The sequence below is a fragment of the Methylococcales bacterium genome, assembly GCA_030949405.1.
Classification (GTDB): Bacteria; Pseudomonadota; Gammaproteobacteria; order Methylococcales; family Methylomonadaceae; genus WTBX01.
In genome coordinates this window covers 1,027,534-1,044,424 of record JAUZSN010000002.1, presented here as the reverse complement: position 1 = coordinate 1,044,424, position 16,891 = coordinate 1,027,534, and the positions used below count along the sequence as shown (strand labels likewise).

At 38.3% G+C, this 16,891-nt stretch carries 19 protein-coding genes; 16 read left to right on the top strand and 3 right to left on the bottom strand.

The window, feature by feature from the left end; translation table 11 throughout:
- Positions 1-21: 21 nt before the first annotated feature.
- The gene (locus tag Q9M50_05560; protein ID MDQ7090097.1) at positions 22-888 is read right to left on the bottom strand and encodes a YicC/YloC family endoribonuclease; all 867 of its coding nucleotides are present in this window, start codon (positions 886-888) and stop codon (positions 22-24) included.
- A gap of 25 nt (positions 889-913) precedes the next feature.
- On the opposite strand from Q9M50_05560, the gene Q9M50_05555 reads away from it, so the two are divergent.
- Both Q9M50_05555 and cobS read left to right on the top strand, forming a co-directional pair.
- Positions 914-1,810 (top strand): serine/threonine-protein kinase, encoded by an 897-nt coding sequence (locus Q9M50_05555; GenBank protein MDQ7090096.1) that lies wholly within the window; start codon positions 914-916, stop codon positions 1,808-1,810.
- The gene (cobS, locus tag Q9M50_05550; GenBank protein MDQ7090095.1) at positions 1,791-2,537 is read left to right on the top strand and encodes an adenosylcobinamide-GDP ribazoletransferase; all 747 of its coding nucleotides are present in this window, start codon (positions 1,791-1,793) and stop codon (positions 2,535-2,537) included. The genes Q9M50_05555 and cobS overlap by 20 nt, the downstream gene beginning before the upstream one ends.
- An 81-nt stretch (positions 2,538-2,618) precedes the next feature.
- Here the strand turns inward: cobS and Q9M50_05545 are convergent, their stop codons facing one another.
- Positions 2,619-3,509 carry a phosphoribosylaminoimidazolesuccinocarboxamide synthase gene (locus tag Q9M50_05545; protein ID MDQ7090094.1) on the bottom strand — a complete coding sequence of 297 codons (891 nt, stop codon included), beginning with the start codon at positions 3,507-3,509 and terminating at the stop codon, positions 2,619-2,621.
- Between the two features lie 83 nt (positions 3,510-3,592).
- Between Q9M50_05545 and djlA the strand changes: the two genes are divergently transcribed.
- The 14 genes from djlA to fdhF all read left to right on the top strand — a co-directional run bounded on the left by djlA (position 3,593) and on the right by fdhF (position 14,948).
- Entirely contained in the window at positions 3,593-4,405 is an 813-nt protein-coding gene (gene djlA, locus Q9M50_05540) for a co-chaperone DjlA (GenBank protein ID MDQ7090093.1), read from the top strand.
- 202 nt (positions 4,406-4,607) lie between these two features.
- A complete protein-coding gene (locus tag Q9M50_05535) occupies positions 4,608-5,240 on the top strand; it encodes a PsbP-related protein (protein MDQ7090092.1) in 633 nt (210 codons plus the stop codon).
- A 588-nt stretch (positions 5,241-5,828) separates the two neighbouring features.
- Positions 5,829-7,199 (top strand): NAD(P)H-dependent oxidoreductase subunit E, encoded by a 1,371-nt coding sequence (locus Q9M50_05530; GenBank protein MDQ7090091.1) that lies wholly within the window; start codon positions 5,829-5,831, stop codon positions 7,197-7,199.
- Positions 7,196-7,528 (top strand): NADH-ubiquinone oxidoreductase-F iron-sulfur binding region domain-containing protein, encoded by a 333-nt coding sequence (locus Q9M50_05525; GenBank protein ID MDQ7090090.1) that lies wholly within the window; start codon positions 7,196-7,198, stop codon positions 7,526-7,528. The genes Q9M50_05530 and Q9M50_05525 overlap by 4 nt, the downstream gene beginning before the upstream one ends.
- 1 nt (position 7,529) lies before the next feature.
- A complete protein-coding gene (locus tag Q9M50_05520; protein ID MDQ7090089.1) occupies positions 7,530-8,483 on the top strand; it encodes a DNA cytosine methyltransferase in 954 nt (317 codons plus the stop codon).
- Positions 8,476-9,669 carry a HaeII family restriction endonuclease gene (locus Q9M50_05515; protein MDQ7090088.1) on the top strand — a complete coding sequence of 398 codons (1,194 nt, stop codon included), beginning with the start codon at positions 8,476-8,478 and terminating at the stop codon, positions 9,667-9,669. The genes Q9M50_05520 and Q9M50_05515 overlap by 8 nt, the downstream gene beginning before the upstream one ends.
- Positions 9,670-9,698: 29 nt before the next feature.
- Positions 9,699-9,995 (top strand): hypothetical protein, encoded by a 297-nt coding sequence (locus tag Q9M50_05510; GenBank protein ID MDQ7090087.1) that lies wholly within the window; start codon positions 9,699-9,701, stop codon positions 9,993-9,995.
- Positions 9,976-10,140, top strand: a complete 165-nt coding sequence (locus Q9M50_05505; GenBank protein ID MDQ7090086.1) for a hypothetical protein — start codon at positions 9,976-9,978, stop codon at positions 10,138-10,140. Before Q9M50_05510 ends, Q9M50_05505 begins: the two co-directional genes overlap by 20 nt.
- A 59-nt stretch (positions 10,141-10,199) precedes the next feature.
- Positions 10,200-10,541: a hypothetical protein gene (locus Q9M50_05500; protein ID MDQ7090085.1), complete on the top strand. Its 342-nt coding sequence runs from the start codon at positions 10,200-10,202 to the stop codon at positions 10,539-10,541.
- Complete coding sequence (locus Q9M50_05495) at positions 10,535-11,200, top strand: DUF6399 domain-containing protein (protein ID MDQ7090084.1); 666 nt, start codon at positions 10,535-10,537, stop codon at positions 11,198-11,200. The genes Q9M50_05500 and Q9M50_05495 overlap by 7 nt, the downstream gene beginning before the upstream one ends.
- 77 nt (positions 11,201-11,277) lie before the next feature.
- A complete protein-coding gene (locus tag Q9M50_05490) occupies positions 11,278-11,418 on the top strand; it encodes a hypothetical protein (GenBank protein ID MDQ7090083.1) in 141 nt (46 codons plus the stop codon).
- A 40-nt stretch (positions 11,419-11,458) separates the two neighbouring features.
- Positions 11,459-11,797 carry a type II toxin-antitoxin system RelB/DinJ family antitoxin gene (locus Q9M50_05485; protein MDQ7090082.1) on the top strand — a complete coding sequence of 113 codons (339 nt, stop codon included), beginning with the start codon at positions 11,459-11,461 and terminating at the stop codon, positions 11,795-11,797.
- Between the two features lie 10 nt (positions 11,798-11,807).
- Positions 11,808-12,179 (top strand): type II toxin-antitoxin system VapC family toxin, encoded by a 372-nt coding sequence (locus Q9M50_05480; protein ID MDQ7090081.1) that lies wholly within the window; start codon positions 11,808-11,810, stop codon positions 12,177-12,179.
- 15 nt (positions 12,180-12,194) lie between these two features.
- Positions 12,195-14,948 carry a formate dehydrogenase subunit alpha gene (gene fdhF, locus Q9M50_05475; protein MDQ7090080.1) on the top strand — a complete coding sequence of 918 codons (2,754 nt, stop codon included), beginning with the start codon at positions 12,195-12,197 and terminating at the stop codon, positions 14,946-14,948.
- A gap of 275 nt (positions 14,949-15,223) precedes the next feature.
- Here the strand turns inward: fdhF and Q9M50_05470 are convergent, their stop codons facing one another.
- Entirely contained in the window at positions 15,224-16,726 is a 1,503-nt protein-coding gene (locus Q9M50_05470) for a DUF6399 domain-containing protein (GenBank protein ID MDQ7090079.1), read from the bottom strand.
- Positions 16,727-16,891: the final 165 nt, after the last annotated feature.

Genomic DNA, 16,891 nt, shown 5'->3' with positions numbered 1-16,891 from the left:
GACTAACTCATAATCAATTAGTTACTCAATATTTTGAATTTGTTCACGCATTTGCTCAATCAATACTTTAAGTTCAATGGATATTTGTGTTATCACCTTATCAGCTGATTTAGAGCCTAACGTATTGGCCTCTCGATTCATTTCTTGCATCAAAAAATCTAATCGACGGCCAACGGGTTCTTGTTGTTGTAAAACCCGTTTAACTTCACTAATATGCGCCTCTAACCGCTCTAACTCTTCACAAACATCCAATTTTTGCATCATAAAGACCATTTCTTGTTCAAAACGGTCAAAATTAGGCTCTGCCACTAACTCATTAATTCTTTCACTCATTTTTTGACGTAGTGTGCTTATTACTTCAGGCATTTTTTGATGAGCGCACTGTAGCTGCTCCGATATTTTTTCACAGCGTTGCTCCAGCAAGACCTTAAGTTTTTGTCCTTCAATTTCGCGGGCTTCGATCATTTTAAGGATCGCCTCATTGACCAAAGCCTTAACCCCCGATTTCAAGGCATCCTTATCCAGTTCTTGTTCTTGTTGAATTCCTGGAAAGGCCAAGATCTCTAACGCTGAAAAATGGGGCGAACTCCCCATTAAATCTTCAATATTAGTCGTTGCCTTTAATAAGGCCACCACTGCATTTTCATTAATATCAAACGACCCTTGATTGCCTCCGTGTTTTTTATAATTTAAACTGCATTCAACTTTACCGCGCTTAATAGCAGTCGTTATTAGACGACGTAAATCAGCATCAAGAAAGCGTAAGCGTTCAGGTAGCTTAAAAGAAACATCACAATAACGGTGATTAACTGAGCGAAGTTCACAATTTATCGTTAAACTGCCTATTTGCGCTTCGCTATTAGAAAACGCGGTCATACTTTTTATCATTTTACAGATTACCTTTTTCAATATAATGGCTGAATATTACGATCCAAAAACTTATCTTACTAAATGGAACTATTTACAATCAGGCACTATTTTAGATCAATACATGATTGAGCGAGAATTAGCCCATGGCGGATTTAGTTCAGTTTACTTGGCTAGACGACTAAAAGACCAAACTCAAGTCGCCATTAAAGAGTTTCTGCCTAGAAAACAAGCCCACCGAACGTGGAACAATGTGGTTGTTCCCAATAGTAAAGAAGATAAACTGCTCTTTAATAAAGGACTGGCGTTGTTTTTTGAAGAAGCCCGAGTTCTGTCACAATTAAAGCATAAGAACATTGTTGCCGTCACTAACTTTTTTAAAGCCAATGCAACCGTTTATATGGTGATGAATTACGATTATGGCTTAGGGTTAAATAAGATTGTTGCCAATAAAATAATTCCTATGACCGAGGATTTTTTAGTCCGAGTTTTTACTGATTTATTGGGGGGCGTGAGTAAAATACATGCTCAAAAAATGCTACATTTGGATATTAAACCTGGGAATATATTAATTCGTCCTGAAAATTCGCCATTATTACTTGATTTTGGTGCGATAAAAAAAATGTCGGAGCTGACTAATAATCAACCTCTAGTGATTACTCATGGTTTTTCACCCATTGAACAATACCGAAATAAAACCCGAATAGGCCCATGGACTGATATTTATGCGATTGGTGCCAGTATGCGATCGTGCTTAGATTGTAAAGCGATGCAACCTTCACCTGAACGAATTAAACACGATGTCACCATTCCTGCCACCAAAGCCTATAAACGTAAATTACCGACTTATTTACTTGAGGCTATTGACTGGGCAACTGAAATACAACCCGCAAAAAGACCCCAAACAACAGAGGCTTTAATTGATGCGCTTAACCCAACTTAACGTCGTAAGCTCATTTTTGTTAGCCTTGCAATTTTTAACGCGTATTCCAATCACTTTTAACCGCGTTGTTAGTGATAAACAATGGGGACAAACTGTTTTGTTTTACCCTATCGTGGGTTTAATTATCGGTTCTCTTATAGCCTTCATCGCCTTCCTGCTAGTGGAAACACATTTCACCGTTAATGCCGCCCTTATTTTAATGGTATGGGTCGCCATTACAGGCGGATTGCATTTAGATGGACTTGCCGATTGTGCCGATGCTTGGGCAGGAGGATTAGAAAGTCCGCAACGTAGTCTGGCGATTATGAAAGATCCTCGTTCAGGGGCAATTGCTGTCGTTATTTTAGTTTTACTGTTGTTACTTAAATGGGTTGCCTTATCACGTTTATTGATCCAACCTGATTTTTTAGGGTATTTAATCCTAATTCCTGCTTTAGGACGGTCGGCTATTTTAGCCTTAATGCTGTCAACGCCCTACGTGAGTCCTCAAGGATTAGCAAAAACATTAAATGCTTATTTTCCTAAAATAGCCGCCCTTATTATTTTAAGCCTCAGTGTTTTGATTGGTTGTTATGTTATCGGGTTGATGGAACTTTTGTTTACAGGTCTTATCATTTATTTAATTCGTCGATTATCCTTGCAACGTTTAGGCGGAGTCACGGGAGATGTTTACGGGGCAACGGTTGAATTAGTTGAAGTTACCTTACTCACCCTCGTTATTTTATAAAATTATTGGGTTCAATTTAAATTACTGTAGAGATACGATGCACCGTATCTCTAGTCTATTAATTTTGAAACCCATAATGTATCAACGCGTTAGTTTAATTTCCGCTTCACGATATTTTTCAGCACATTGTAATCTAACCGCTTCAGGCAATAAAGGCGCAGGGGCTTTTTTATCCCAATCTAAGGACTCTAAATAATCACGAATGTATTGCTTATCAAAACTGGGTGGACTCATCCCAATTCTATACTGCTCAGCGGGCCAAAAACGTGATGAATCAGGGGTTAACACCTCATCAATTAAATGTAACTTATTTTCACTATCCACGCCAAATTCAAACTTAGTATCCGCAATAATAATGCCCCGTTGTTTTGCATAAGCGGCGGCTTGTATGTAAAGCTTAAGGCTCATTTCTCGAACCTGTTCAGCCATGTCTATCCCTAATAAAGCAACTGTTTGATCAAAGCTAATATTTTCATCATGATCGCCTATCTCCGCTTTACTTGAGGGCGTATAAATAGGGGTCGGTAATTGTTGAGCTTGCTGTAAATTCGTCGGTAATTGAATCCCACAAATGCGCCCTGTTTTTTGATAATCGTTCCAACCTGAACCAATTAAATAACCGCGTACAATTGCCTCAACGGACAGCGGTTTTAAACGTTTGACAACGATTGCACGGCCTTTAACTTGGGCAATATCGTCCTTATTACTCATTACCGACTCTAAAGGAATATCCACTAAATGATTGGCAATTAAAGATTCAGTTTTATGAAACCAAAAATTAGAAACGTGGGTTAAAACCTGCCCTTTTCCTGGGATCGGCTCGGGTAAAATAACATCAAAAGCAGATAGTCGGTCGGTTGTGACAATTAACATATAATGATCGTCTATATCATAAATATCACGAACCTTGCCTTTCGTACGTAAATTTAAACACGATAAAGACGATTCATAAAGAGCGGTAGGAGTGTTCATAATATCTCACTGTATTTTTAGGTATAATTGATTTGTTAATTTTATCATTTTTTGTAACGCGTCAAAATAGGATTTAAAAAACCATGAGTTGGAAAGGTAAAGTATTAGGAGCAATAACAGGTTTTGCCATCGGTGGAGGCCCCATTGGCGCAATTTTAGGGGGGGTACTGGGGCATCAAATTGATAAAGCTTCGACGATTTCATTCGGTTATATTAACTTAGAAGAAAAACAGACTGTACAAACCGCCTTTTTTACCAGTACTTTTTCCGTCATGGGACATTTAGCAAAAGCGGATGGCATTGTTTCACATGAGGAAATTGATTTAGCCACCAAAGTCATGGATCAAATGCGCTTGTCTTCTGAACAACGTAACCAAGCCATTGCTTTATTTGAAGCGGGTAAAAAAAGTGACTTTCCGCTGACCCAAACCCTTCGTGATTTTCAGCAAGAATGTGCTGATCGCAAACATTTATTTTTAATGTTTTTAGAAATCCAATTACAAGCCGCTTTAGCCGATGGTTATATTCATCCCAACGAAGAAGCGTTATTGACCCAAATTTGCCAACAATTTAATATTTCTCATCGGCATTATGTCAGAATCAAGCGTAAGTTAGAGGCTCAGCAACGTTTTCAAGCGTATTATAAAAAGCAGCAGCAATCACAATCAGCCTATCATTCAAAAACAAACCTAAGTGATGCCTATGATGTTTTAGCCGTGGATAAAAATAGCACAGATGCCGAAATTAAAAAATCCTATCGCACTTTAGTGAGTCAGCATCATCCCGACAAATTACTGGCTAAAGGATTACCTGATACGATGCTAACACTCGCGAAAGAAAAAACGCAAGAAATCACCAAAGCTTATGAAATTATAAAAGAGGCCCGAAAAATCTAAATTACCTCGCAAAAATGTTAATTTTAATTGACAGTAAACGATAATTAGTTAGACACTTATCACAATTTAAAATTAATCGGGTGTGGAATCGCTAAAGCCCACCAAAAAACGCACACCAGAGTTTGATAATCGTTCAAATGTTAACCGTGTGAATAATGCGAATCACATTAGGCAATTTAAATTTTTTAAACTAGGGGTAATTATGAAAAAAATATGTGTCGCAACACTGACATCAGTCGGTCTAGCTTTATTGACAAGTGGTTGTGTTCCAACAACAGCAACGGGAGCATTAAATACACTGGGATCGGCTGCCACTGGCGGTCTTGTAAGTCCTGCAACGGGAACCGCATCATCTGGATTAGCCGCAGGATCAACATCTGCTGTAACCTATAAAAATAAAACCTATGGTTTTTCATTTACGATTCCTGCGGGATGGTCAAAGCAAAGTGGAAATCCTGACTCCGATAGCGTCTTGTTTATGCAAGCACCTATTAGTAACTCATGTGGTTTTCAATTTCATATAACCCCCATGCGAAAAAGTTTCCCTGCTTCTGCATCCGTCAAAGCTTCGTTAAAAGCGGCTAAAGAAGATATTCAAATCAACAAACTTCTTTCCGCCAAAAGTCGTAATGACAAAGGAACCACCAGTAAACAACGGACAATCGGTTGGGAAGTGGTCGAAAAAGGTAAAAGTGGCGGGCATCAACGTATTATTTACCAACTGTATGATGCCAAAAATCGTTACTATAATTTAATGGGATCAGCCAATACGGAAAAATTTGAAACGTGCCGTCCCGAGTTACGCAAAATTATTGACTCAATTAAATTTAACTAACTTAACTTAGAACATAAAGCCATCTCATAGCGATGGCTTTTTTATAAGCCCCGTCTCCATTACTTCCCAACTATTTAATCACCTTAGCTGTTTCTTAAAACTAATCAATCGTTAAAGCGATCAAACCTCCCTTTATACGGTAACTAAAAAATAAAATAAAACGATTATTATCAAGACAAATAATACTTTATTATTTTTAATCATTTCGATAACGGGTTAAACCTTATTTATAAACCATGCCCCATAACCCTTTGAAAATTAATATAAAAATATCAAATTAACATTAAAAATCATGACCTACGTATAATCATTAGTTTGTCATTGTAACGTATTCATCTCTATTTTCAAAAATAGTTAAACGGTTAATTGTCTTTAATAAATCAGTAAATGTTTAAAATTCAAGACGATTCCTGATAAAATTACTCAGTCATTAAAAAGTCGATAACTTGAATAAAGATGATAGGTACGTTACAGTCAATAAATTTTGCCCTATTTTGTGTGTAAAATTTCAACTCAAATTTTAAGCAAAAAAAATCGTGGCGACGATTTTTTTGCAAATAGCCGACTTATACTTTGGAGGTATGGCGAGTGGCAGTTATAAAAATATCCCCTGAACAAATCAAAAAAAAGAAACGTAAAGGGCCGAAAGGTCATGCGGTTGATTTAGCGGCATTGGAAGACATTAAACAACTTTTAGGTGATACATCTCGACAAAAAGATTTGCTGATTGAACATTTACATAAAATTCAAGATACTTATCACTATATCTCCTCAAAAAACTTAGTGGCCTTAGCGTATGAAATGAAGCTATCGCCTGCGGAAGTTTATGAGGTAGCTTCTTTTTACCACCATTTCGATGTGATAAAAGAAGGTCAAACACCTCCCCCCGCGTTAACGGTCCGAGTTTGTGAATCCGTTGCTTGTGAATTAGGGGGGGCGAATAAATTATTAACGGCCTTAGAAAATGGTTTAAATACGGAAAGCGTTAGAATCCAGAAAGTACCGTGTATTGGTCGTTGTCAACATGCACCCGTTGCGGTTGTGGGTCAAAATGCGATTAATAATGCGACCGCTGAAACTGTATTAGCCGCCATTGAGAATAAGGCCATTACCGCGTCTGTCACCGATTATATGAGCTTTGATGATTATAAAGCGGCGGGCGGCTATCAAACGGCTCAAAAAGTAATCGAAGGTAAAATGAGTGCTGAATCGGTGATGAAAATCATGGAAAATTCAGGCTTACGGGGTTTAGGGGGCGCAGGTTTCCCAGCAGGGCGTAAATGGCGAATTGTTAATGGATTTTCCGCGCCTAGATTAATGGCCGTCAACATTGATGAAGGTGAACCAGGAACATTCAAAGACCGTCATTATTTAGAACAAGACCCGCATCGTTTCTTAGAAGGCATGATTATTGCTGCGTTAACGGTTGGCTGTGATGAAATTTATATTTATTTACGCGATGAATATGCAGGTTGTCGGCAAATCTTAAGCTCTGAAATTGCCAAGTTAGAAAATAATCCCCCTTCAAACATTTATAAAATTCCCTCTATTCACTTACGTCGTGGCGCGGGTGCGTATATTTGTGGGGAAGAATCAGCGATGGTGGAATCTATTGAAGGTAAACGCGGAATGCCACGTTTAAGACCGCCCTTTTTAGCGGAAGTTGGGTTATTTGGTCGCCCTACTTTAGAGCATAATATGGAATCGTTGTACTGGGTTCGTGATATTTTAGAAAAAGGGGCTGAATGGTTTAGTTCGCATGGTCGTCATGATCGTAAAGGCTTGCGTTCTTTTTCAGTTTCAGGGCGGGTTAAAAATGCAGGGGTGCATTTAGCCCCAGCGGGTATTACCCTGCAAGAACTTATTGATGAATATTGTGGCGGTATGTTAGAGGGTCATGAGTTATACGGCTATTTTCCAAGGGGGGGCATCGGGGGGGTATTTTACCCGCCTCTATGACTAATATTCCCTTAGATTTTGATACTTTAAATCAATACGGATGCTTTATTGGTTCGGCGGCGGTCATGATTTTCTCAACTCAAGACAGTGCGAAAAAATTAGCCATTAATGCGATGAAATTTTTTGAAGAAGAATCCTGTGGACAGTGTACACCTTGTCGAGTAGGAACATCGAAAGCAGCGATACTGATGGAAAATCAAAACTGGGATGTTGATTTATTAGAAGAATTATCATCCGTAATGGTGGATGCGTCTATTTGTGGTTTAGGACAAGCTGCGCCGAATCCGTTGCGTTGTATGATTAAATATTTTCCGCAAGAATTAAAATAACTTGAAATTTATTGATTTATTTGCAGGGATTGGTGGTATTCGCTTAGGTTTTGAATCTGTTGGTGAACAGTGTGTTTTTTCATCTGAATGGGACGAACAGGCTCAAAAAACCTATGAAGCTAATTTTGGTGAACAACCTTATGGGGATATTACTAAAATAAAACCAAGTACCATTCCTGACCATGATATTTTATTAGGTGGCTTTCCTTGCCAAGCGTTTAGTATTTGTGGTGAACGAAAAGGGTTTGAGGATACACGGGGGACGCTATTTTTTAATATTGAAGAAATATTGAGAGTAAAGCGTCCTTATGCGTTTATGTTGGAAAATGTAAAAAATTTACAATCCCATGATAAAGGGCGAACCTTTCAAATAATTTTAAAGCGTTTGAATGATCTGGGTTATTGGGTACATTCTACCGTACTTAATTCACTTGATTTTGGTGTGCCACAGAAAAGAGAGCGAACGATTATTGTGGGTTTTCAAGAAAATATCACTTTTTCATTTCCCCGACCTTTTACAGTTCGAGCAGAACTAGCAGATATTCTTGAAGATGATGCAATAGTTGAAAAAAAATATTTTGCTTCTAACTTAATTAGAGAAAAAAGAAAACAAAAAGTTAAGCCAAATTACCCAACACCGTCAATATGGCATGAAAATAAAAGTGGTAATATTTCAGCTTTAACGTATTCATGTGCATTGAGAGCAGGCGCGTCTTATAATTATTTGTTAGTTAATGGCGTTAGGCGACCCACATCAAGAGAATTACTACGATTACAAGGGTTTCCTGATTCATTTAAAATTGTTGTGGCGGATATACACTTAAGGAAACAAGTAGGTAATAGTGTTACTGTTCCTGTCATTGAAGCTGTCGCTAAAGAAATAAGAAAAAGCATTCAAAATAAAAAACCTGCTAAAAAAATAGCGGTACAACAGGATTTGTGGAATTATGCCTAATAATTTAGCAGAAGCTAAAAACGCGCTTGATTTAATTATTAAAAAATCAAGAGTTCATTTGTATAAACCCATACAAATAGCTGAAATATTGTATTGTGCTAGAACGCAACCCACTTTAAATATTAATTTAGCTGATCTTGAAACCTATCGAAACCGTTCTAAAAAATGGCGAGATGTTGTCTGTATGCAGTTTCTTGGGAGAATCAGTACATCAAGCGCAAAGTTTCAAGATAATTTATTTGAAGAAAATGCTATTCCTCCTCGTTTATTAACACTGCTTGGGATAGAAAACAAAAAATACGGTGGTATTGTTGAAGCTTATATTTACAAAGCATTTGAAGAGAAACATTTACAACTTGAACATGCCTTAAATTATTGTTTAATTTCGTCAAAAGATGCGTTTAAATTAGATGTATTCCTAAATCAGTTTTGGCTACAGGCGGGTCTAAAACGTAGTTTGGATAAAATATTTGAAATTGTTGTTTATTCCTTATTTGAGGTTTTAACAACATCAATTAATGTAAAAATTGATATTTATTATGACTTGAATAAGGTTGCTATTTTAAATGAATTTTCAGAGTTTTCAGACAAGGTTTTAAACTTAACCGCGTCTGTAAATAGAAAATCGCTTGATGCTCATTTTCATAGGGTAGGCGTTACAAATGCAGCCGACCGTGGTTTAGACATGTATGCTAATTTCGGTTCTGTTGTTCAAATAAAACATTTATCTTTAGATAAGGATTTAGCGGAAAATATTGTGACCTCAATTACAGCGAATAAAATTATTATCGTTTGTAAAAGTGCCGAAGAAGCAACTATTAATTCATTATTAAACCAAATAGGTTGGCAAAGTCGAATCCAATCTATTATTACTATTGATGAGTTAGTTGAATGGTATAACAAAGCGTTAACAGGTCAATTTTCTGACTTATTAGGCGAAAAAATTATTAATACTTTATCCCAGGAAATAAAAACCGAATTTCCATCTGTAGGTAATGATGATTTTCAGCTATTTAAAAAAAATGGCTACCAACTTAAGACGGGACAAAATAAAGAACTAACTGCGATATTCTTGTATCATAGGTTAATGACTAAAAAAACAGAACAACACAGAAAATACGCGCAGCTAGTCACGCAATTATCGCTGAAATTACAACAACAGGCAAGCAAACTGTTCGTAACTTAGCTTCAATTGTTGGTCGCTCAAAAAGCAGTGTGCATCGTCATCGTCAAGCGCAAACAAAGCGAAATCGACATCCTGAATCATCATTATGGGAAACCGAGGCAGGTAGTTCTTGGCAAAGATTAATGGTGTTTTCCGCCTTGTATGTCTTTGGATTAAAGGCAGGCGTAGGTGCAGAGACTTTATCGCTGTTTTTTAAAATGATACGGATTGACACCCATGTGGGCGTATCACCCGACGCACTGCGGACTCAAATCAATAAAATGGAAGTCTTATTGCCTGCAGTTTCAGCAAGAATGCGAAAAAAGTGTGAAAAAACAAACACGTAAAGTTGTTGCTGGGCTGGATGAGACTTTTTTCGGCAACTTTATGATTTTAGTTTTAATGGACTTACGTTCTGGCTATCTTTTGTTGGAAGATATTAGCGATGATAGGTGCTACGATACTTGGTATAAAAGGTTTCGCCACGATTAGAATCATTAGGCATTGAGGTTAATCATGCGATTAGTGATCGCGCTAAGGCGTTGATAAAAATGGCAGTGACGGGGTTTAAGTGCGAATCGGGGGCAGATATTTTTCATGCTCAACAAGATATGAGTCGCTGGTTAGGCGCGAAAATCGGCAGGCGTGCAGCAAGGGCTGAAAAACAGCGGCAAGCAGCGCAAACCGCAGAGTCTACTGTTTCTAAAACGGCAACGATGCAGAAAATTATTGGACTTAAAACAACACGGATAACGGCTGAAAAAGAGCTTGAAGAAGCCAAAAAATACAAACAGATTATCACGAAAACTTACAAGGGATTGCGGATGAAGTTCATCCTTTTTCACTCAATGATAGTCGTAGAAACGATGCGGAACAGGTTGAGAAGTTGCTAGAGTTAAGAGCGCGAGCCTTTGAAAAAATAGCGGAAAAACAAGGGATTAACGATCATAAAGGCGTGATGAAAAAGTTTCGTAATCAAATAAAACCGTTAGCGGTATCCATCAGTTTTTGGTGGCTTTGGGTACGCGAAACCTTGCAAAATTTGGGGCTTGATGCGGATACCGAATATTGGTTGACCACAACATTATTACCCGTTGTTTATTGGAATCAGAAAATGGAACAAACTAAAAGCCGCAGGTCAAAGGAAAACTATCGAAAAGCTTGGGAAACCGCGTCTGATAAGCTCAAATCAGACCCATTTAGTGCAAAGTTATCAATCAGTGAAATGCAGCGATGGCTAACATTGGCGGAGCATATGGCAAGGCAGTTTCAACGCAGTTCATCTGCGGTGGAAGGGCGAAATGGCTGTTTATCGCAAATGTATCGCAATGGGCGAGGTTTGAATAAAAAGCGATTAAACGCGTTGACGGTCATTCATAACTACGGAATCAAACGTGAGGATGGCACAACCGCCGCCATGCGTTTATTTGATACCGAGTTTCCAGACTTGTTTTCATGGCTACTGAATGAAATGGGCGAGTTACCGCTTCCTAGAAATAGTCGAAAGCGTGTGTTTTCTAACCCTTTGAAATTGCTGGATGTCCCGTCTTAAATTGGTAGCCAAAAAAATCGTGGCTATGATTCTTTAAAAAATAATTATTGGCAAATAGGTTAAAATGAGAGCTGTTAATGAACTCGAAAAATAACTATTCTAAAATTAAAACAATAAAAATTTCAGAAATGAAAAAAATTAAAGCCGCTTATATTGCAGCTAAAAAAGAGGGGACGATTAAGACTTATATTGTTCAACCTGTTCTCCTTAATTTTTGAAACGCCTGTATTTTTATAATTAAATCTAAAAAGGAAAGTTATGAAAATAGATACAATCAGTACACAAATTGACCATGAGATGAAAACTGAATTTACTGATATTTGTGAAGAAGTTGGATTAAGTTCTTCGCAAGCGATTAAATTATTTGCAAAAGCAGTTATTAATTATGGCGGAATACCTTTTGAGCTTAAAATTAAGCAACCAAAGTTAGACGAAAATCAAGAATATAGCTCTCAATTAGTTAAATTAACAGCAAACTACAAACCTAAAATAACTTATGGTGATAAAAATATTAATCCTAGTTCTTTATTCGGAATTTGGAAAGGAAAACCTAGAGACCTAATGGATATTAGGAAAAAAGCATGGCAACGTAATTAGGGTTTATCCGATGATTTTATGTGATACCAATATTTTTATTCATGCTTTTAATGAACATGAAGCAACCATAAAAAGTTTAAATAATATCGGCTTAGAAAATATTGTTCTCTCTTCTATTACACTAATGGAATTATATCAGGGGATGAATAATAAGCAGGAATTATTACAAATGAAAAAGAAATTAGCTTTCTATGATGTCATTCAAGTAGATCAACTTATTTCTGAAAAAGCAATTGAGCTAATAACCAACTTTAATCTAAGTCATGGATTACAAATTCCTGATGCAATTATAGGTGCAACAGCTATTATCTGTAAAATACCTATTTACACTTATAATCTGAAAGATTTTAGTTTTATGCCAACTATTGATTTATATCATTAAACGTAAGTAAACACTATGACTGAAAAAACTGTTAATTTTACCCTAGATGGTGAAGCTGTCTCCGCTTTGGATGGCGAAACTTTATTAAACGTTGCTCAACGTCATGGTAAAGAAATTCCTCACCTTTGTTATTCTGATAAATTACGCGCGGATGGTAATTGTCGGGCTTGTGTCGTTGAGGTTAAAGGCGAACGAGTTTTATCCCCCTCTTGTTGTCGAAAAGCAACCGAAGGCATGGATGTTCAAACGGAAAGTGAACGCGCGTTAAAATCTCAAAAAATGGTGTTAGAACTCTTAAAATCTGACATGCCTAAGCAAGCAGAATCACCCTATAAACGCGATTCAGAATTAGATAAGTGGGTGACTAAATTAAAGGTAGGTGAGCCTCGTTTTCCTTCCCGATCACAACCTGAAGCTGATTTATCGCATCCTGCCATTGCCGTGAATATGGATGCGTGTATTCAATGTACCCGCTGTTTGCGTGCTTGTCGTGAAGAACAAATGAATGATGTGATTGGTTTTGCACATCGTGGCGCACATGCTGAAATTGTATTTGATATTGCCGACCCAATGGCGGCGAGTAGCTGTGTTGCTTGTGGTGAATGTGTACAAGCGTGTCCCACAGGGGCATTGATGCCTGCGAATAATCAAGGCTTAGAAATCGCTGATAAAACGGTAAATTCCACCTGCCCTTATTGTGGCGTGGGTTGTTTAATTAAATATCATATTAAAGAGAATAAAATTCTCTATACCGAAGGCCGCGATGGCTTTACCAACCATTATCGCCTCTGTGTTAAAGGCCGTTATGGTTTCAATTATATTCATAATCCATTACGATTAACTAAACCTTTAATTCGTCGTGATGGGGTCGCTAAAACAACGACTTTACTTGATCCTAATGATTTGGATTCTGTTTTTAGAGAAGCAACTTGGGATGAAGCCTTAGACGTTGCTGCCAATGGGTTTAAAAAAATCCGTGATGAAAAAGGTAAAAAAGCGTTAGCGGGCTTAGGCTCTGCGAAAGGCAGTAATGAAGAAGCCTATTTATTCCAAAAATTGATCCGTACTGGCTTTGGCTCAAACAATGTCGATCACTGTACTCGTCTTTGCCACGCCTCTTCGGTCGTTGCCTTATTAGAATGTTTAGGTTCAGGTGCGGTTTCAAATCCTGTTGAAGATGTCGCGCATTCGGAAGTGATTATTATCATTGGTTCAAATCCAACCGTTAATCATCCTGTCGCCGCCACTTTCATGAAAAATGCGGCGGCAAAAGGCACAAAAATTATCCTTATTGATCCTAATCGGACTGATATTGCTAAATATGCCAGCCATATATTGCAATTTCGCCCCGATACCGATGTCGCGTTATTAAATGGGATTATGCACGTTATTTTGGAGGAAGGTTTAGAAGATAAAAACTTCATTAAAAACCGCAGTGAAGATTTTGAAGCCATGCGGATTCATTTGCAAAAATATACCCCTGAACATGTCGCGCCGATTTGTGGTATTGATCCGCAAACTTTACGCGAAGTGGCACGTTTATATGCCACCTCAAAAGCGTCGATGATTTTATGGGGCATGGGGGTTTCACAACATATTCATGGAACCGATAATGCGCGCTGTTTAATTGCCTTGGCCTTAATGACAGGACAAATAGGCCGACCTGGTACAGGTTTACATCCCTTACGCGGACAAAATAATGTTCAAGGGGCTTCGGATGTCGGTTTGATTCCAATGGTTTATCCTGATTATCAACCTGTGACCGATGCAACCATACAAGCGAATTTTGAAAAATTATGGGGCGTTAAATTAGATCCTGAACCAGGTTTGACCACGGTTGAAATGATTCATGCGATTTTAGAGAAAAATGTATTTGGAATGTATGTACAAGGTGAAAACCCTGCGATGTCAGATCCTAATCAAAATCATGCGCGTGAAGCCTTTGCTGCTTTAGAGCATTTAGTGGTGCAAGATATTTTCTTAACTGAAACAGCAGGTTTTGCTGATGTAATTTTACCTGCCTCGGCATTTTATGAAAAAACAGGCACGTTCTCAAATACCGATAGACGGGTACAAATGGGGCGACAAGCGGTTAAGCCACCCGGAGAGGCGAAACAGGATTTATGGATTTTGCAAGAAATTGCCAATCGTTTAGGCTGTGGTTGGACGTATTCAGGGGCTGAGGATGTATTTAATGAAATGCGCCTTGCGATGAATAGTATTGCGGGGATGACATGGGATCGCTTGGAAACTGAGGATTCTTTAACCTATCCGCTGACTAATGAAGGCGATGCGGGTGAGCCGATTATTTTTATTAATGATTTTCCAACCGTAACAGGACGGGGTAAATTTGTTCCAGCCGACTATATTCATGCCGATGAAATGCCTGATGAAGACTATCCGCTGATTTTCATTACAGGGCGACAATTAGAACATTGGCATACAGGTAGCATGACGCGTCACTCAGCGACCTTAGATGCGATTGAGCCTGATCCCGTGGTGACCTTACATCCTGAAAATTTAGCCGAATTAAATATTGAAGCGGGTGAATTGATGACGATTGAATCACGCCGTGGAAAAATTACCGCTTTTGCACGGGCAGATATAGGGATTCAAAAAGGCTCAATGTTTATGGCATTTTGTTATAACGAAGCCAGTGCGAATTTAATTACCAATGAAGCGTTAGATCCTTCGGCGAAAATTCCTGAATTTAAATTTTGTGCGGTGAAAGCTGTGGGTGGTGGAACGTTAGCAACGCGGATTAATTAATTTTAACTTACTAGGATTGCAAAATTAGAGCCTTAGAATTGACTGTTTTGAGTTTATGATGAAATTAAGAGTGTACAGTTGATGTAATTTTCTTACGGGAAATTTATATTTTGCTACAATGAATTGTATTTATTATAGATTATCATTTAAAACAGTATGCTTATAAGATTCGAAGTCTCTAACTTCAAAAGCTTCAAAGACAAGTTTGTTTTTGATTTTACAGGAACTAATGATTACCAGTTTAATTCTGACTGTATAAAAAATAGGCTACCAATTTAAGACGGGACATCCAGCAATTTCAAAGGGTTAGAAAACACACGCTTTCGACTATTTCTAGGAAGCGGTAACTCGCCCATTTCATTCAGTAGCCATGAAAACAAGTCTGGAAACTCGGTATCAAATAAACGCATGGCGGCGGTTGTGCCATCCTCACGTTTGATTCCGTAGTTATGAATGACCGTCAACGCGTTTAATCGCTTTTTATTCAAACCTCGCCCATTGCGATACATTTGCGATAAACAGCCATTTCGCCCTTCCACCGCAGATGAACTGCGTTGAAACTGCCTTGCCATATGCTCCGCCAATGTTAGCCATCGCTGCATTTCACTGATTGATAACTTTGCACTAAATGGGTCTGATTTGAGCTTATCAGACGCGGTTTCCCAAGCTTTTCGATAGTTTTCCTTTGACCTGCGGCTTTTAGTTTGTTCCATTTTCTGATGCCAATAAACAACGGGTAATAATGTTGTGGTCAACCAATATTCGGTATCCGCATCAAGCCCCAAATTTTGCAAGGTTTCGCGTACCCAAAGCCACCAAAAACTGATGGATACCGCTAACGGTTTTATTTGATTACGAAACTTTTTCATCACGCCTTTATGATCGTTAATCCCTTGTTTTTCCGCTATTTTTTCAAAGGCTCGCGCTCTTAACTCTAGCAACTTCTCAACCTGTTCCGCATCGTTTCTACGACTATCATTGAGTGAAAAAGGATGAACTTCATCCGCAATCCCTTGTAAGTTTTCGTGATAATCTGTTTGTATTTTTTTGGCTTCTTCAAGCTCTTTTTCAGCCGTTATCCGTGTTGTTTTAAGTCCAATAATTTTCTGCATCGTTGCCGTTTTAGAAACAGTAGACTCTGCGGTTTGCGCTGCTTGCCGCTGTTTTTCAGCCCTTGCTGCACGCCTGCCGATTTTCGCGCCTAACCAGCGACTCATATCTTGTTGAGCATGAAAAATATCTGCCCCCGATTCGCACTTAAACCCCGTCACTGCCATTTTTATCAACGCCTTAGCGCGATCACTAATCGCATGATTAACCTCAATGCCTAATGATTCTAATCGTGGCGAAACCTTTTTATACCAAGTATCGTAGCACCTATCATCGCTAATATCTTCCAACAAAAGATAGCCAGAACGTAAGTCCATTAAAACTAAAATCATAAAGTTGCCGAAAAAAGTCTCATCCAGCCCAGCAACAACTTTACGTGTTTGTTTTTTCACACTTTTTCGCATTCTTGCTGAAACTGCAGGCAATAAGACTTCCATTTTATTGATTTGAGTCCGCAGTGCGTCGGGTGATACGCCCACATGGGTGTCAATCCGTATCATTTTAAAAAACAGCGATAAAGTCTCTGCACCTACGCCTGCCTTTAATCCAAAGACATACAAGGCGGAAAACACCATTAATCTTTGCCAAGAACTACCTGCCTCGGTTTCCCATAATGATGATTCAGGATGTCGATTTCGCTTTGTTTGCGCTTGACGATGACGATGCACACTGCTTTTTGAGCGACCAACAATTGAAGCTAAGTTACGAACAGTTTGCTTGCCTGTTGTTGTAATTTCAGCGATAATTGCGTGACTAGCTGCGCGTATTTTCTGTGTTGTTCTGTTTTTTTAGTCATTAACCTATGATACAAGAATATCGCAGTTAGTTCTTTA